The sequence below is a fragment of the Streptomyces sp. NPDC026500 genome, from assembly GCF_055567635.1.
In genome coordinates, this window is the sequence record NZ_JBVHQB010000052.1 from 1 (window position 1) to 14,359 (window position 14,359).

The following is a 14,359-nucleotide window of genomic DNA, read 5'->3' on the forward strand; positions in this document are numbered from 1 at the left end:
CAGCCCCAACGAATACGAACGCCGACACCACACCGCTAAACTCACGCTCGCCGCGTGATCAATAACCGCGTGCCCACCTTCACGGGGGAAGGCCCTCTGGCTGCCGGGTCCGGCCGTACGTCGCGCCGAGCGTGTCATAGATGGCCATGCCTACCAGTATGCGAATAAGCAGCCACGCCCGGGCCCGCTCCGCGCAGGCGAACCGGTGGCCCTGCAGAGCGCCTGAAAGAAACCGTCACCATGCGGCCTTCGAGGCCTACTTCGTACCCTTCATCCGCCGGGGAAGCCGGCCTCTCCCCCATCCTGGGCAGCCATTGCCACACAGGTCGATTCGCTCAAAGACCCATCAGCATCGGGCCGTTCAGAAGGATCGGTAGATCCTCTCCGGATCGTCGTGGGCTCGTGCCGCGTAGTCCTCGAAGCCCAGGTTGCCGATACTCAAGTTCGCGTGCACGTCGTGGACTCCCGCGGGAGTGGTACGGAACGTGCGTCCGAACTCGGTCAGTTGCTCGTAGTCCTCATCGTCCACGCACTCCTCCCGCGTCAGCGTGGTGACCGCAAGCAGCGCGTGAGCTTCGCTTTGCATGGAGGTCCTGTCGGCGAGGAACACAACAGCCAGGTCCTCGTCGGCGCGGACCACCGTGAGCACTTCGTCAACGGACGCCTCTGCCCAAGCCGGATCGTCGATGAAGTGGACGTGGGCCTCGTGCTCCTTCAATGCCCCTGCCACGTGCTGCCACCCTTCGTCGTCCAGGTAATCGGTCCTGACGACCAGTGCGTCGAACTCGCCACGACCCGTGACGGCGGGCAACACTCTCATGGATCCTCTTCCTCGGTAATGATCGGCAAGCCGTGCCGAGACTGTCTCTCATGGCCTCCGCAGTGCTCCGACCGGGAGGGGTCGGGGTTCGCGGGACGCGGAGTTCATGGTGATCGGCGGGCATTGTCTCGCGACCGGCATCCTCATGGGAGCCGACGACGTACGGCTTCCGCCGTACCGGCCGACTCCGGACCGGTGCGATGACCTGTCGGCCGACGGGGCCGTCTCGCCGGTGACGGTGATTGCGACGGTGACGGCGGCACGTGAGCCGGCTACCGGCCCCAGCATCGCGAGGGACCTCGACCGTGACGTCGCCGTCGTCGGTCACCCGCCAACCGGCTGCGTGTGCCTCACTGTTGGGCTTCGGGCAAGCCGTAGAACACCGTGAAGAGCCTGACCTGGACGCCCTCTTCGTCGCGTTCGGTTTCATGTAGCTCTTGGATGAGTTCAGCGAGCCGCTCGCGGAACTCGTCGGCTTTGGCGGCTGGAATCGTCTCGGTGACGCCGATGGCGATCGGCGTGAAACGCGGAGACGCCATGTGCCCCGCGCGGGCGGCTTCAAGGTACTCGTTGCGGGAGTCGTCGAACGCTGCGGCAACCATCGCGGCCGTGTCGTCACTCCCGCTCTGGCTACTGAAGAAGGCGGAGTCCAGCACGATCGAGGTCTGACTCGCACGATAACGGTGCTCAACGATGCCCGAGACGAGCCACTACGCACCGGCCGGCCTACCCACGTGAGTAGCGTCGTGCGGCAATGAGACGAGCGCGGCGAACGGCACTTGGACCCGAGCAGGAGCACGACGCTCGGTTCAAGGCATGGGCAAACGCTTCATCGCGTTGGGCGACTACCGACGGATACAGGCGAGTTGCGGCAGTCCGTTACTCCGTCCGGTGAGGGTCCGCGAATCAGTCAGTGGCCACTCGGCGTTCGAGCGCCGTACAGGTCGCCATAGGAGTCGTGCACGGCGGCGCGCCCGGCCTCCAGTGCGGTTTCGAGGAGGTCGCCCTCGCGCGCCAGACGACCGACCGGCGGTGAGTCGGCGGCGGGGCGGATCGAGACGATGGCCGAGTGGTCGGTCAGGCAGGCGTCGTCTTCGGCCAGGCGTGCTTCCCGGTCGAGGAACACCTGGCGCAAAGCCACGGGTTCACGGCGCAGCACCGTCCTGGCGATGAGCGGGGCGGAACGCGACGGCCGCGCGACGTCGATCGCGCGCCGGGATCGCAGCACCATGACATGGGTCGCGCCTTGAGCCAGCGCGGTTCGGTACGGCACGGATTCGGAGACGCCTGCGTCGTAGAACCGGCGCCCGCGCATCGTCACCGGGTCGCCCGCCAGGAGCGGCAGGGCGGCACTGGCCCGCAGCGCGAGGCGCAACTCCGCGGCGTCGCCTATGAAGGGCCGCAGGTCGGTGGATTCCCCTGTCTCGGCGTCGGTGGCCAACGGGTGGTACTCGACATCGCTGGCGAGGATCGAGGCGAAGTCCATCGGCGCACAGTCCTGGTCGCCATAGCGGTAGAGCACCTCGTAGAAGGCGTGCAGGTCCACGAGCGGCCGCCCGCGCAGCGGGTTCGAGCGCCGGATCAGTGTTCTGGCGTACTTGGGGAACGCCCAGAAGCGCAGCGATTGCGGGCTCGTGCTCAGGAGCCACGCACCCGAGGCGGCACCGGCGGAGGCGCCGTAGACGGCATCGAAGCTGTTGGTCAGTCCGAGTTCGTGGAGCGCCAGGGCCATCCCGCCGGCGATGATGCCGCGCATCCCGCCGCCCTCGATGGCCAGTGCGACGCGGTGCCCGTCGGCGCGTGCGCCGGGGCGGCTGCCGACCCGCGCGCGCTCGGTCAGCACATTCCAGACCGCGTGCGGCCGGTCGGGCTCGGGCGTCGCAGCAGGAGTTGTGGCTGTCGTCGTCATCGTGGTCAGGGCTCCAGGGGACTGCTCGGGGGTGGTATCTGCGCGCAGGGGTCGAGGACGGTGCGGCGCGAGCGCCTGCCACCTCGGATCATCGCTTGGCTGCTGGTGGGCGGCGGGGCCGATCTGGGGAGACCGCGGTGCTGAACAGTACGACCTCCATCACCCCGCCTGCCTCTCGTAGGCAGACAGCTTGCCGTCCGCAGCGCCGCCATGGCGCGGCGGTGTCCGAATGCGTGGAGCGCTGGTTCGACGGACCGGCGCCAGAAGCTGCGGCCGGGCCATTCAGTTCACCGCTGCGGCCGTCAGCGGGGAACAGCGACCCGGCCCGTCAGTCCGACGTGACCTCTACGGCTTCCGCGCGACGCCCACGTACAGGGGGATCTGTTCACCCTCGGTGTGCTGGGCCTCCTCCTCCTGGTGCCAGTTCGCGGCGAGTTCGATGCCGGGGTCGAGGAGCTCAAGTCCGTTGAAGAACCTGGCGAATTCACTGCGCGATCGGACCTGCGCCGATGTTCCCCCCTTGCGGTAGACCTCGACGACTCGCTCCCACGCTTCAGGGTCGAAGTCTCCCGTCGCATGGGAAAGCGCCAAGTGGCTCCCGGGGGACAGCGACTTGAGCAGTTCCGCCACGATGCCGTAGGGGTTGTCCTCGTCCCCCACCAGGTGCAGAAGGGCCACCATGGACAGTGCGATCGGCTGATCGAAGTCAAGGGTGTCCCTGGCCGCCGCCAGGATCTTCTCCGGCTCCTGCACATCGGCCTGGATGTAGGCGGTACGTCCCTCCGGGGTGCTGTGCAAAAGCGCCTCTGCATGCCTGAGCACGATCGGGTCGTTGTCGGCGTACACGACGCGGGCGGCAGGGGTGATGGCCTGGACGATCTGGTGGAGGTTCGGCGCGGTCGGAATTCCGGTGCCGATGTCGAGGAACTGACGGATGCCCCGCCGTGCCAGCAGACGAGCGGCACGATGCATGAAGTCCCGGTTGGTCCGGGCCATTTCCTTGACAGCGGGGAAGAAGGATATGACCTGTTCGGCAGCCTCCCAGTCGACGCGATAGTTGTCCTTGCCGTCGAGGAAGTAGTCATACATGCGCGCCGACTGGGGTTTGCCGGTGTCGATGTCGTCGGCACCTGTTCCTGCGTCTGCCACTTCAGTCCTCCGCCGCTACGGCGTGATCGTAGGAGTTGATTCCGTTGTGCTGGAGACTGCCGGACAAGGGGCCGCGTCTCACGTGATGAGGAAGTCGGCCCGTCCCTCCTTGGCGGCGCCGACGAACTCGGCGATGACCGAGGAGGCGCAGATGAGGGCCGGGCCGTCGGGATCCGTCGACTGCCTGACTGCCACGATGCCGCCGCCGAGTTTCTTCATTTCGACGCAGCTGCCACCGTTGCCGGCGCTCCAGGGCTTGCGCCACCCATGGAGTCCCAGCTCTTTGGCGGCGTTCATGGCGTGCTTCATCGTTCTGTCTCCTTGCGGACGTCTGCCAGGGACTTCCCTGGTACATCGTCTGGGCATGGCTGTGGGGCACTTCCGGTCGAACACCTCGCGGCACAGGGCGACTTCCTCGCGGTGCCCACGGTCCTCGCGGTACAGGGCGTTGCGGAAGCTGTCCGTGCCGACGATGTCCGGCAACTACATGGGGTTCGTAGCCGCGATGCTCGATCCTGCTGACCGTGGTGTGCGTCTGCCGCAGCCTTCCACCGACGTCCTGGGCCGAGACGCCCTTCGGCCGCCTCAGTTGCTGCAGCCGTCCGCGCAGCACCATCTAAGGAACGGTCGGAGCAGACCGCGGTGCGCTCACGTCTCACGCCTCATCGACCCCCTGAACGCCGAGCAGTCTGCCATGCCCCTCCCCCTCACGGACAGGTTTGGTGATGCCCGCAGCGCGCGGGCACGGTGCCGGTGGAGGCAGGCAACAGATCTTGGGGCGGTGACGGTGTTGTAGTCACGGTGGCGTAGTGGGCGTCCGTCTCGGCGCGTCGTCGGCCGTCGGCCTTGACGGCCCAGTCAGTGCCACCAATCGGCAACAAGGGCCTCCACCTGTACCGGAGTTGCGACGGAACGTACCGGGATCTCCTCGGGCAGGACTCTGCGGGCGAGGTTGGCGAGCGTGGAGCCGGGGCCGACTTCGACAAGGCGGAGCGGGCCGCGTGCCATGGCCGTGAGAGTGCGCATCGAGCCTGCCCAGCGCACCGGCATGACGAGTTGGCGGAGCATCATCGCTCGCCATCGCTCGTGATGGTGACGGTGAGCGCGCGCATCGACGTTCGCGATCACCGGGCAGTGTGCGGGGTGAAGCGGAGTGCGGTCGATGGCTTCGGCCAGGCGCGGGCCGGCCGGACCCATCAACGGTGTGTGGAAGGCACCACCGACCGGAATACGGATCGCCCGCGCGCCACCGCGAGTGGCCTCCTCCACGAGCGTCGCCACGTCATCGACTGCGCCGGAGATCACTACCTGTTCGGTGCCGTTGATGTTGGCGACCCACACCTGGGCCCGCTGCACGGTACGCATCCGGGCGGCGAGTCTTTGTGTCCGCGGCACAATGTCGGTTCCGATGAGTACCGCCATGGTGCCGGGCGTGAGCCGGTTCGCCTCCTCCATGGCTGCCCCGCGCTCGGCGACCAGCCGTACGCCGTCCTCCGGGTCGAGCACCCCGGCGGCGGTCAGAGCGGAGTACTCACCGAGGCTGTGCCCGGCACACGCCGCGGGCCGCAGATCGCCCGCCGCCGTGCGCAACGCGTCGAGCACCACCATCTCCAGTGCGAAGGTGGCCAGTTGCGCGGTGTCGGTGCGGGTCAGCTGCTCTGCTCCGGTGTGCAGCAACAGCCGGCCGAGGTCCCTTCCACAGACCTCGGAGAGACGGGTGACGACCTTCCAGTGCGGGGTGTCGCGCCAAGGCTCGCCCATTCCGGGCCGCTGGGCTCCCTGACCGGGGAAGAGCAGGCCGACCCCGAACGGCTCGGCCTCCTGGAGATGAGCCGCCCTCAGGGGCGCCACCTGCGGAACCTGTGGCGCTTGTGGCGCCTTTGGCATCAGTGCAGACACCTTTCCAGTCCCTTCCGGGTACAGCACCGGGTACAGCTTCGGGTACAGCCTCGTGTCCACCCGGCCCGCGGCGCGGCAGCCGACGAGCGGTTGGCGGCGAGATGACGCACAGGACTCCGCCGGCCTCGATCCGTCGACGGCTGTCGGACCGGAGCGGGAACCGTCAGGCGCGAACCGTCCCCTCGGGACCCGAGCGACGGGGTGCCGACCCGAGCGCGATGGCCGCGGACGAACCCCTCAACGGGACCGGGCCGGGCCAGGCTGGCCGGATACGAACGAGCCCCGGGCTTCCGGAACCGGGAGAGGGATACCGGTTCCGGAAGCCCGGGCAGTGCGGGGCACTTGCCGGGATCCCCCCTCATCGCGCCCGAGCTGCGGGTCCTGACCCGGGGACCTGCGGCACGTGGACGTCCAGGACGTCACTGAGGTAGGCGGGCAGCGAGGCCCGTACTCCGGCGAACGGCTCGTGTCCGCCGGGATAGCGCTGCCACGTCACCGGATGTCCCCAGCCGGTGAGCAGGTCTCTCAGCCCGGCACCACTGCGCTCGGGGACGACCCAGTCCCGCGCCCCGTGGCCGATCCACACGGGCAGGCCGCTGTTGGCGGACGAGGGACGGCCGGCCGGAAGCAGTGCGGGCAGATCGGGAGGCATGAAGGGCGCGTAGAGGGCCACGCCCGCCAGCCGTTCGGTGTACGTCAGTGCCAGCGTCAGGGCGACCGTGGCGCCCTGGGAGAAGCCCGCCAGCACGATCCGTCCGGCGCCGATCCGGTCCGCTTCCGCCTCCAGCAGCTTCGAGAGCGGCCGGTGCACCGCCAACAGGCCCTCGACGTCGATCCGGTCGATCGCGAGGAGGTTCTGTGGGAACCAGCACGGCACCGACAGACCGCTCAGCAGGCTCGGTGCCGCGACGGGTGCGCGCGGGAACACCCCGCGCACCCCCGCCTCGGTGAGCCGGAAGCGCTGGGTCACGGCCATCAGATCGCCCGGTGCCTGGCCGATGCCGTGCAGCCACACGACGGTGCCACGGTGCGGTCCGGCGGGATCGGTCGTCTCGTATTCCAGCCGGTCCATCGCGCTCACACCGGCTGGGGTGCCGGCCGCGGCGTGGCCGGACGGCGGAAGAGCATCGAGGCGTACTGGCCGCCGAAACCGAAGGAGTTCTTCAGTACCGTGCCGACCGGTCGCCGGACCGGGGTCAGGGAGGTGCGCACGGCGCAGGCGGGGTCGGGCTCGGTACAGGTCGTGACGGGCGGGATGATTCCCCGGCACATCGTGAGGGCCGCCACCGCCGTTTCCACGACACCGGACGCCGCCGATCCGTGCCCGGTCAGTGACTTCACGGCGCTGACGTCGAGGTCCGCCATCCGTTCGCCGAAGAGCCGGTGCAGTGCGCGGGCTTCGGTGACGTCGTTGAGGCGGGTGGAGGTGCCGTGGGCGTTGATGGTGTCGACGTCGTCCGGGTGCGCGTCGGCCTGTTCGAGAGCGGTGCGCATGACCCGTTCGATCATCTCCACACTGGGAGCGGTCATGTGGCGGGTGTCCACCGCCAGCCCCCAGCCACCGATGACGGCATACGCCTGCGCCATGCCGCGCCGGGCGGCGTGCTCGGCCGTCTCCAGGACGAGCGCACCCGCCGACTCGTTGATGACCATGCCCGTGCGGCGTTTGTCGAAGGGCATGGATGCTTGGGCGGGGTCGCCCTTCCAGCGCGACAGCGCCATGAGCTGGCCGTACTGGGAGAGGACGTACGGTGTGTTGCGGGAGACCGCCGCCGACACCACCGCGTACTGCGCGCGTCCCGAGCGCAGCAGCCGGGCGGCTTCCGCGATGGCACGCAGGCCTCCGGAGCAGGTGGCTTCCAGTCGTACGGGGATGACGGGCGTCCCCAGGCGTTCGGTGATCTCGGTCGGATAGGCGGACAAGTCGCGTGTCTCGGGCGGGAGATGCTTGCCCCGCAGGTGTTCCAGGACGGCCGAGGGTTCGTTGCCGATCCTGTCGTAGCGATCGGCGAGGTCTTCCATGTGCGTGACGTAGTCCTGCGGGAACGATCCGGTGGGGCCCGGCCACACACGCGCGTAGACCAGGGCCGCCGGCCCGTCCTCTGCGGGCAGTTCGCCGAACCGGGCGTCGCCGAGAGCCTGGTCCACCGCCGCGAGCATGAGGGAGTCGCCCCAGGACCGGTCGGGTGCTCCGTAGTCGGCGGCGACCTTCGCCTTGACGTCTTCCGGGATCAGCCCGGCCGTCCAGCCGCAGGGCAGTCCGTCGGTGTCCATCCGCTCTTCCAGGACCACTCCGGAACGGCCTTCGAGGTTGGCCGACCAGAAGGTCTCGACGTCTCCGCCGATGGGGGTGATCACCCCCATACCGGTGATGACGATGTCGCCGCTCATGTCCGTGCCTTCCCGTCGTCGGCCGAAGCCCCGTGCGTCGATGCGATGACGAGGGCTCCCGCCGCTGTCGAGTGGTGTCCCTGGTTGAACGCCGTGACCAGCGCTGTGGCCGCCGGGCCCAGCGGGCGGTTCTCCCCCATGACCGGATCGAGACCGCCGAGTCCGGGATCGGGGCGACGCAACAGGCCCACGGGGGGAAGCTCGCCGCGGCCGAGGCTCTCCACGACCAGTGCGGTGTCGATGAGCGCCGAGCACTCGAAGGCGTTGCCGATGGTGCCCTTCGATCCGGTGACGGGGAGGCTGCCCGCACGCGGCAGTACCGCCTGGGTCTCCACGCGGTCGAGTCGGGCCGAGCCGGCGCCGTGCGCCCACCACACGGTGGGCGTGGTGTCCGCGTCGGCGAGTACGGAGTCGACGACGAGTTTCGCCGAGGCCGCGATGTCGGAGGCGACCAGCACCTCACAGCCGGCGAGCCGGGCCCGAGCCGTTCCCCGCGCGGTGTCGGCCCGCTCCAGCAGGACGGCGGCGGCACCCTGGCCGACCAGGGTCCCGGACCTGTCGGCGTCGAAGGGTCCGGCACCGGCCGTGGCGCGCGTGCCGAGCGGTTCGTCCTGGTCGAAGGCGGCCATCGCGGTGATCGTCAGCGGCGCTCCGACGCCCACGACGAGCATCCGGTCGAGTTCACCGCTCTCCAACAGCCGTACGGCCAGGGCGAGTGCACCCGTGCCGCCCGCCGCCGCCTCGCCGTAGGCCGCGACGTTCGATCCCCGGAATCCGCTGGCCATGGAGACGAACTGGCCCAGCTGGGAAGGGATGCCGCGAATGTAGGAGTAGTCGGGCACCTCGTCGTGGAGGAACTTCGCGAGGGGCCTCGGGTCGTTGCGGAAGCGGGAGGCGAGTTGGGGGATGACGTCGCTCAGTTCGTCGCTGCTGCTGCCCACGGCCATCACGGTTCCGCCGCGTACGTCCTCCATGTCGCCGGTGATACCGGCCTGTTCCAGGGCCTGCCGCGCGACGGCGACCGCCCAACGGGCCGACTGGTTCGCGTACTTGCCGGCGTTGGCCCAGTCACGGCCGGCGGGCCAGGTGATCTCCGCGGTGTCGACGGCGGCCGACGGCCAGGGCAGCGCGGGGGCCGGCCCGTCGTGGCCACTGGTGTCGAAGAATGTCTTGCCGGCGGCCATGGCTTCCCACAGCCGGGCCGCGCCGATGCCCGCCGGGGAGATCACACCGATGCCGGTGACCACGATGTCGGGACGGTCCTGCCGCCCGCCGCGTTCACTCACCACGGCGACCTCCACCGCTGATGCCGCCCCACAGACGGTATCCGCCGTCCACCGTGATTGTCTGCCCGGCGATCCAGGACGCCTCCTCCAGGCAGAGCAGGGCCACCACGTCGGCGCTGTTCTCCGGCGTCGTCATGCGGTCGCCGGGCCACGGAGAGACGGACAGTTCCTTGGTGACACCATGGGCGAAGTCGGGACGGACCTTGAAGACCCCGGTCTGTACGAGTCCGGGGCGCACGCAGTTGGCGACGATGCCGTACGGCGCCAGCTCGTAGGAGAGGTAGTCGGTCAGCGCCTCGAGTCCCGCCTTGGCCGCGGCGAAGAGACCTGCGCGCGGGATGATGCGCGTGGTCGTGGAGTTGGTGATGGTGATGAAGCGGGCTCCCGCGCGGTCACGCATCAGCGGGAGCGCGTGCTTGGCGAGCAGCCACGTGGCCCGGGAGTTGGTGTCCTGCACGAACTGCCAGTCACCGAGGGAGGCTTCGGTGAGCCGGGCGAACTTGGTCGCGGCCGCGTTCTGGACAAGGATGTGCAGGTCCTGGTGGATCTCGCCGATCTCCGCGATCAGGTTCTCGATCTCCTCGGGCTCGCTGAGGTCGGCGCGGTGCAGGGTCACTTCCGTACCTTGCTCGCCGAGTTCTGCCGCGAGTTCCTTGGCCGGGCCCTCCCGGTCGACGTAGTTGATGGCCAGGGTCGCTCCCCAGGCCGCGAGTTTGCGGGTGATGCCCGCGCCGATGCCCCGCGAGCCGCCGGTCACCAGGGCCACCCGCCCCTTGAGCGGCTGATACTGACTGTCCATCACTGAACCCTTCCTGCCGCTGCGGTCCGCTGCGCGGCGTGTCGCAGCAGTACGACGCTCATGCGTCCGATGGCGTACGTCCGGTCGTTCTCGTCGAACACCCGGCGTGTGGTTTCGACCAGGCCGAGCCGGTCGTCGATCTCCTCCGCCCGGTCGGTGGCGGTGGTGAACCAGAACGGGGTGTCGGGATACAGCGGTCTGACGAAGTCCCAGCTCAGCCTCCGCATCCCGACGATGGCGGCCGGGGAGCCGTGCTGGACCACCCAGCCCGAGGTGATGGAGTGGATGAAGCCCCCGGGCACGATGCGCTGCCGGCGGTCCGTGCCCTGGGCGAAGTCGTCGCTGTCGTGCACCGGGTGCTTCTCCCCCATCAGATCGAGGAGTTGGTCGAGGAGCGCGCCGCCAAAAACCACCGGCCCGAACCGGCGCACCGGTGCGTGCGCCAGGTCCTCCCAGTACTTCACTGCCCCCACGGCTGTGCCTCCGTTCGCCCCGGGTTCACCGGGATCGCCGACCCGGGCTGCGCATGATCATGCGGCCGCCGTCCACCGTGAACGTCTGGCCCTGGATGTAGTCCGCCTCGTCACGGGCGAGGAAGGCGATCAGTCCGCTGATGTCCTCGGGGAGCCCCCACCGGGTGCCGTCACTGTCCGAGTCGAGCTGATCGGCGACGGCCGCGGTCATCTCCGTGCGGACCTTGCCCGGTGCCACGCAGTTGACCCGGATGCCCTTGCGTCCGACCTCCACGGCCAGGGCTCGGGTGAGTGCCTCGAGGCCACCCTTGGACGCCGCGTAGGCGCTCTGGCCCGGTCCTGGGGTACGCGCCGAATTGGAGGAGATGTTGATGACGCGGCCCCAGCCCTGGTCGAGCATCGTCGGCAGAACCGCCCTGCTGGTCAGGAAGGGACCGGTGAGGTTGGTCCGCAGAACGTTCTCCCAGCGGTCCGTTCGGGTCACCGCGAGGAGTTGGTCGTCGATCACCGCCGCGTTGTTCACCAGGACGTGGAGTGCGCCCTCCTGTGCGGTCACCTGCTCCACCAATTCCTCGACCTGGGCCTCGTCGCCGACGTCCGCCTGGTGCAGTACGGCCCGGCCGCCGGCGGCCTCGATCTCCTTCACGACGCGACGCCCGGCGTCCAGGGCGCTGCGGCAGACGAGGTGCACGGTGAGTCCGTCGGCCGCCAGGCGGTGGGAGACAGCGGCACCGATCCCCCGCGAACCACCCGTGACCAGAGCGACGCGGGTGGTCGCAGCCGGCTCAGGCACGACTGCCGGCGGCTACGACGGCCACGATCGACGCGATGCTCCGGTGGTGCTCGTCGGCCTCGGCGTTCCACTGGTCGAGGTCGAACTCGACACCGAAGTGCCGGTTGATGCGACGGGCGAGCTGCAGCAGGTCCAGCGAGTCGAGGCCCAGGTCCTCGACCACGGAGTGGCCCGGCTCGACCGTCTGATCGGCTATGCCCGGCTTGACTTCCTTGATCAGTTCGATGATTTCACCGAGAGCGGCGTTGGACACGGTTGTCATTGCATTCCTCCGCAGATTTGACAGGAGCAGGAGTGGCCGGCACCTCTGGCCGGACAATCCATGTCAGCAGAGCGGCGAATGAGCCAGCAAGGCCGTTATGCAGCAGGATTCTGGACACCCACTGGGGCGCTTAACCGGCGCCCCGCGCAAAACCCCATGTGGACGCACGGATCCCATCACTCCACTTCTCGGACAAAATGAACCAAACATCCACCGAATGGAAAGGGATCCCCATGCAGAGTAAAGTAAAGTAAAGGCTCCTTGACTCTTCGTCGAGGCCATCCATAGCGTCGATATAAGCGAGCCCAAGTAAAGACCAAAACGGGCCCTCCTAGCGGAACGCAACCCTCGGGCCCCGACATCGACCGAATCAGTGGGCGCCGTCGATCGACATACCATCGGACGCATCACGCATCCGGCAGTCTCGACATCCAGGGGGCAGTGGTGGGGCGGAGCAGAACGCCGATCCCGCAATCCGCGCAGTGCTACGAACTGGCTCAATGGCTACGCTCGCTGCGCCACCGATCCGGACTCACCTACCGGCAGATGGCGGAGCTGACCGAGGGACTCCGGATCGCGGATCCGGCGTGTTCGGCCGTCACCCTGTCCCGCGCCGACCGTGGCACCTTCCTGCCCCGTCGCCATGTCGTGGAAGCGTATGCGCAGGTCTGCGGTGCCACGCGGCGCGAGGCCCGACTGCGCTGGGAGCAGGCGGCGCGGCAATCCGGCCACACTCCCGACGGCCGTGAGGTTCCCTCCGCGCCACGCGCCGGACGCAAGCTCGAACTCGTATACCACCCGGCTCATCTGCTGGAGGCGATGCACCAGGCACGTCTCGCCGCCGGCCAGCCATCCCTGCGCGAAATGGAGAAGAAGGCCCGCGACCTCGGGGCGGGACCATTGCCACGCAGCACGGTTGCCGACATTCTGGCCGGTTTACGCATGCCGTCGGAGGAACTCCTCGTCGCCTATGTTCAAGCATGCGGACAGCACGGGCGCCGACTTACGCTCTGGCGCAATGCATGGGCTCGCGCATTCAGTGCCGACGCCGCGTGAACCGAGTGTCTGAAATCGACTTCCGAGAAAATTTCAACAATGTGAAAACTATCCGGCGGCATTAACACGACGGAAGCGTTCTCCGACAGTACAGATTCGGTACATCAATAGTTCCGCGCGCCCTGACGTCATGGCGAACTCGCCACCCTCGGTCCTCAACCTGGCCGTTGTCCGGAAATCGAGGGCAAGGCTGCGGGGAATCAATTATGACTGCCGGATGTCGTTGCAATGAACCAGCCCATCGGTGGAAGCGAAACGGAACCGGTGTCGGAATCGACGCAAGCGTCACCCGCGACAGGCGCCCAGGGAGCGGCCGGAATGCCGGCGGTGGCCGGAGCAGGCCCGAAGTTGAGGGCGACCGCGAGGGTGGCGCCGGCGTCGGGCGCGGCCAGGGTGTAGCTGAGGACGGTGTTGTCGAGGGAGTGGATCCGGGTCTGGGCACGTACGAGCCAGGGGTGGCGACGACGCATGCCCACCAGGGTCTGGTGAAGACGCTGGACGGCCAGCCCGTCCGGGCCGAGGTCCGACGGGGAGACGGGAAACGCGGGACGGATGGCGTCGTCCCCGCCCGCCCGCTCCTCCTTGACGCCCTCCCAGCCACGCTCGTCGCCCGCGTAGATGGACGGTGTCCCCCCGACCGTGAACAGCACGGTGAGCGCGTGCGCCAAGTGACGGGGCTCGCCCAGTCGGCTGGCGACCCGCGTGACATCGTGATTGCCGACGAACGTCTGTGGCGCAAAGGTGTCGATCATGGCGTTGTGCCGCTTGAGTGCCCAGGCCAGTTCGTGCGGGTTGCTGTCGTTGAGCGAGCTCCAGATCGCCTTCCACAGCTCGTACTGCGTCACGGTGTCCAGGCCGCCCTCGATGACGTACGCCGCGTAGTCACCGTGGATCACCTCACCGCTGAACCACACACCGGGGTGGCGGGACCTGACCCGATCCGTGACGGTGCGCCAGAAGGGCCGGGGTACCGCGTAGGCGGCATCCAGCCGCCAGCCGGCGATGCCGCGGTCGAGCCAGTGGTCGAGGACCTCGACCACGTGGTCGGCGACCGCGGGGGACGCGTGGTTCAGCGCGACCAGATGACGGTGCCCCTCGAAGGTGCGGAAGTCGTCACCCTCGCGGATGAACCAGTCCGCGTACGGGGAGGCGGTGCCGCGCCTCGTCACATCGGCGAAGGGGGCGAAGGACCTGCCGACATGGTTGAAGACGCCGTCGAGCAGGACGCGGACCCCGCGCGCCGCGGCACGGTCGACGAGTTCGAGCAGGTCGGCCTCGGTGCCCAGGCGGGGATCGATGCGGAAGTAGTCGGTCGTGTCGTAGCCGTGGGTCTCGGCGGCGAAGACCGGCCCCAGCGCGAGGCCGTTGCAGCCGAGTCCGACCAGATGGTCCAGCCAGTCGACGAGGACCGGCAGGCGGTGCCGCGCGGGTGCACCGGCGGGCAGGGCGGTCGGCTCCGCGCCAAGGAAGCTCAAGGGGTGGACGTGCCACCAGATGGCGTGTTCGGGCCAGGACACGGGAG

Annotated in this window: 15 protein-coding genes; 1 reads left to right on the top strand and 14 read right to left on the bottom strand. The window is 68.6% G+C overall.

The window, feature by feature from the left end:
- Positions 1–361: 361 nt before the first annotated feature.
- The 13 genes from ACZ4N5_RS42095 to ACZ4N5_RS42155 form a co-directional block, all read right to left on the bottom strand.
- On the bottom strand, positions 362–820 hold the full coding sequence (locus ACZ4N5_RS42095) for a DUF6924 domain-containing protein (protein WP_467762261.1): 459 nt from the start codon (positions 818–820) through the stop codon (positions 362–364).
- A 350-nt stretch (positions 821–1,170) separates the two neighbouring features.
- Positions 1,171–1,476, bottom strand: coding sequence for a hypothetical protein (locus ACZ4N5_RS42100; protein WP_467762262.1), 306 nt, complete (start codon positions 1,474–1,476; stop codon positions 1,171–1,173).
- Positions 1,477–1,730: 254 nt separating this feature from the next.
- Positions 1,731–2,729 carry a patatin-like phospholipase family protein gene (locus tag ACZ4N5_RS42105; protein WP_467762263.1) on the bottom strand — a complete coding sequence of 333 codons (999 nt, stop codon included), beginning with the start codon at positions 2,727–2,729 and terminating at the stop codon, positions 1,731–1,733.
- Between the two features lie 345 nt (positions 2,730–3,074).
- The gene (locus ACZ4N5_RS42110) at positions 3,075–3,878 is read right to left on the bottom strand and encodes an SAM-dependent methyltransferase (protein ID WP_467762264.1); all 804 of its coding nucleotides are present in this window, start codon (positions 3,876–3,878) and stop codon (positions 3,075–3,077) included.
- Positions 3,879–3,956: 78 nt separating this feature from the next.
- Entirely contained in the window at positions 3,957–4,187 is a 231-nt protein-coding gene (locus ACZ4N5_RS42115; protein ID WP_467762265.1) for a DUF397 domain-containing protein, read from the bottom strand.
- 549 nt (positions 4,188–4,736) lie between these two features.
- Positions 4,737–5,729 carry an ACP S-malonyltransferase gene (locus ACZ4N5_RS42120; RefSeq protein ID WP_467762266.1) on the bottom strand — a complete coding sequence of 331 codons (993 nt, stop codon included), beginning with the start codon at positions 5,727–5,729 and terminating at the stop codon, positions 4,737–4,739.
- A 406-nt stretch (positions 5,730–6,135) separates the two neighbouring features.
- On the bottom strand, positions 6,136–6,849 hold the full coding sequence (locus tag ACZ4N5_RS42125; protein WP_467762285.1) for an alpha/beta hydrolase: 714 nt from the start codon (positions 6,847–6,849) through the stop codon (positions 6,136–6,138).
- A 5-nt stretch (positions 6,850–6,854) separates the two neighbouring features.
- Complete coding sequence (locus ACZ4N5_RS42130; protein WP_467762267.1) at positions 6,855–8,168, bottom strand: beta-ketoacyl-[acyl-carrier-protein] synthase family protein; 1,314 nt, start codon at positions 8,166–8,168, stop codon at positions 6,855–6,857.
- On the bottom strand, positions 8,165–9,457 hold the full coding sequence (locus ACZ4N5_RS42135; RefSeq protein ID WP_467762268.1) for a beta-ketoacyl synthase N-terminal-like domain-containing protein: 1,293 nt from the start codon (positions 9,455–9,457) through the stop codon (positions 8,165–8,167). Before ACZ4N5_RS42135 ends, ACZ4N5_RS42130 begins: the two co-directional genes overlap by 4 nt.
- A complete protein-coding gene (locus ACZ4N5_RS42140) occupies positions 9,447–10,253 on the bottom strand; it encodes an SDR family NAD(P)-dependent oxidoreductase (RefSeq protein WP_467762269.1) in 807 nt (268 codons plus the stop codon). Before ACZ4N5_RS42140 ends, ACZ4N5_RS42135 begins: the two co-directional genes overlap by 11 nt.
- A complete protein-coding gene (locus ACZ4N5_RS42145) occupies positions 10,253–10,726 on the bottom strand; it encodes a hypothetical protein (RefSeq protein ID WP_467762270.1) in 474 nt (157 codons plus the stop codon). Before ACZ4N5_RS42145 ends, ACZ4N5_RS42140 begins: the two co-directional genes overlap by 1 nt.
- Before the next feature lie 25 nt (positions 10,727–10,751).
- A complete protein-coding gene (locus tag ACZ4N5_RS42150; RefSeq protein ID WP_467762271.1) occupies positions 10,752–11,519 on the bottom strand; it encodes an SDR family NAD(P)-dependent oxidoreductase in 768 nt (255 codons plus the stop codon).
- Complete coding sequence (locus ACZ4N5_RS42155; protein WP_261705207.1) at positions 11,512–11,781, bottom strand: phosphopantetheine-binding protein; 270 nt, start codon at positions 11,779–11,781, stop codon at positions 11,512–11,514. Before ACZ4N5_RS42155 ends, ACZ4N5_RS42150 begins: the two co-directional genes overlap by 8 nt.
- A gap of 444 nt (positions 11,782–12,225) precedes the next feature.
- Here ACZ4N5_RS42155 and ACZ4N5_RS42160 point away from each other — a divergent pair, with 444 nt between their 5' ends.
- Complete coding sequence (locus tag ACZ4N5_RS42160) at positions 12,226–12,837, top strand: helix-turn-helix domain-containing protein (RefSeq protein WP_467762272.1); 612 nt, start codon at positions 12,226–12,228, stop codon at positions 12,835–12,837.
- Positions 12,838–13,037: 200 nt separating this feature from the next.
- Here ACZ4N5_RS42160 and ACZ4N5_RS42165 read toward each other — a convergent pair whose 3' ends face one another.
- Complete coding sequence (locus ACZ4N5_RS42165) at positions 13,038–14,354, bottom strand: alpha-amylase family protein (protein WP_467762273.1); 1,317 nt, start codon at positions 14,352–14,354, stop codon at positions 13,038–13,040.
- Positions 14,355–14,359 lie beyond the last annotated feature (5 nt).

Bases quoted from the DNA above. Each gene is read 5' to 3' on its own strand.
- ACZ4N5_RS42095 (WP_467762261.1), bottom strand. From the start codon at position 820: ATGAGAGTGTTGCCCGCCGTCACGGGTCGTGGCGAGTTCGACGCACTG.
- ACZ4N5_RS42105 (WP_467762263.1), bottom strand. From the start codon at position 2,729: ATGACGACGACAGCCACAACTCCTGCTGCGACGCCCGAGCCCGACCGG.
- ACZ4N5_RS42115 (WP_467762265.1), bottom strand. From the start codon at position 4,187: ATGAAGCACGCCATGAACGCCGCCAAAGAGCTGGGACTCCATGGGTGG.
- ACZ4N5_RS42125 (WP_467762285.1), bottom strand. From the start codon at position 6,849: ATGGACCGGCTGGAATACGAGACGACCGATCCCGCCGGACCGCACCGT.
- ACZ4N5_RS42130 (WP_467762267.1), bottom strand. From the start codon at position 8,168: ATGAGCGGCGACATCGTCATCACCGGTATGGGGGTGATCACCCCCATC.
- ACZ4N5_RS42140 (WP_467762269.1), bottom strand. From the start codon at position 10,253: ATGGACAGTCAGTATCAGCCGCTCAAGGGGCGGGTGGCCCTGGTGACC.
- ACZ4N5_RS42155 (WP_261705207.1), bottom strand. From the start codon at position 11,781: ATGACAACCGTGTCCAACGCCGCTCTCGGTGAAATCATCGAACTGATC.